A 1,711-nucleotide genomic window follows, 5' to 3' on the forward strand; every position below is an offset into this window, starting at 1 on the left:
GCCGGCCGGGAGGCCCAGTCGGCGTTCGGGGACCCGACGGTCTATCTGGAACAGGCGGTGATCAACCCGCGCCACATCGAGGTGCAGATCCTCGCCGACGCCCGCGGCAACGTCGTGCACCTCTACGAGCGGGACTGCTCCGTGCAGCGCCGCCACCAGAAAGTCGTCGAACTGGCGCCCGCGCCGAACCTGGAGCCGGCACTGCGGGAGAAGATCTGTGGCGACGCGGTTGCTTTCGCCCGGCGAATCGGGTACAGCAACGCGGGCACCGTGGAGTTCCTGCTCGACGAACGCGGCCACCACGTGTTCATCGAGATGAACCCGCGGATCCAGGTGGAGCACACCGTCACCGAAGAGATCACCGATGTCGACCTGGTCTCGTCGCAGCTGCGCATCGCCGCCGGCGACACGCTGGACGACCTGGGCTTGCGACAGGAGGCGATCACACCGCACGGCGTGGCGCTGCAGTGCCGGATCACCACCGAGGACCCGGCCAACGGTTTCCGGCCGGACACCGGCCGGATCAGCGCCTACCGCAGCCCCGGTGGGGCAGGCATCCGGCTGGACGGCGGCACCCATCTGGGGGCCGAGATCAGCGCCCACTTCGATTCGATGCTGGTCAAACTGACCTGCCGGGGAAGGGATTTCACCACCGCGGTGAACAGGGCCAGGCGTGCGATCGCCGAGTTCCGAATCCGCGGCGTGGCTACGAACATCCCGTTCCTGCAAGCGGTTCTCGACGACCCGGACTTTGCCGCCGGCCGGATCACCACGTCGTTCATCGAAGAACGGCCGCACCTGCTGACCGCACGCTCGTCGGCTGACCGCGGGACCAAGATCTTGACCTACCTGGCCGACGTCACCGTCAACCCCCCGCACGGATCGCGGCGATCCGCCGTCTACCCGAAAGACAAGCTGCCCAAGCTGTCTGAAGCCGACCTGGCCGTGGCGCCGCCGCCGGGCTCCAAGCAGCGGCTGGCCCAGCTCGGCCCGGAAGGTTTTGCGAGCTGGTTGCGGACGTCGGCGGCTGTCGGTGTCACCGAGACGACGTTCCGCGACGCGCATCAGTCACTGTTGGCCACCCGGCTGCGGACCAGCAGCCTGCTCGACGTGGCGCCTTACGTCGCCCGGATGACCCCGCAGCTGCTGTCCATCGAGTGCTGGGGCGGAGCGACCTACGATGTGGCGCTGCGGTTCTTGAAGGAGGATCCGTGGGAGCGGCTGGCCGCGCTGCGTGAGGCGCTGCCCAACATCTGCCTGCAGATGCTGCTGCGGGGCCGCAACACGGTCGGCTACACCCCGTATCCGGAGTCGGTCACGTCGGCGTTCGTCGAAGAGGCCACCGCAACCGGGATCGACATCTTCCGGATCTTCGACGCGCTCAACAACGTCGCCTCGATGCGGCCGGCCATCGACGCGGTGCGCCAAACCGGTTGTACGATAGCCGAAGTCGCGATGTGCTACACCGGCGACCTGTCCGACCCGAACGAGCGCCTCTACACGCTGGACTACTACCTCGATGTGGCCGATCAGATCGTCGACGCCGGTGCGCACGTGCTGGGCATCAAGGACATGGCCGGCCTGCTGCGGCCGTCGGCTGCCACCGCGCTGGTAAGCGCGCTGCGCAGCCGCTTCGACCTGCCGGTGCACGTGCACACCCACGACACCCCCGGCGGGCAGCTGGCAACCTATGTGGCGGCCTGGCGCGCCG

General features: G+C 68.3%; 1 protein-coding gene. It reads left to right on the forward strand.

Annotated elements, in window-relative coordinates:
- On the forward strand, positions 1-1,711 hold a 1,711-nt coding region (locus tag AC2VOP_RS04120), incomplete at both ends, for an ATP-binding protein (protein ID WP_486959790.1).

The organism is Mycobacterium sp. TH-M106 (assembly GCF_057473765.1).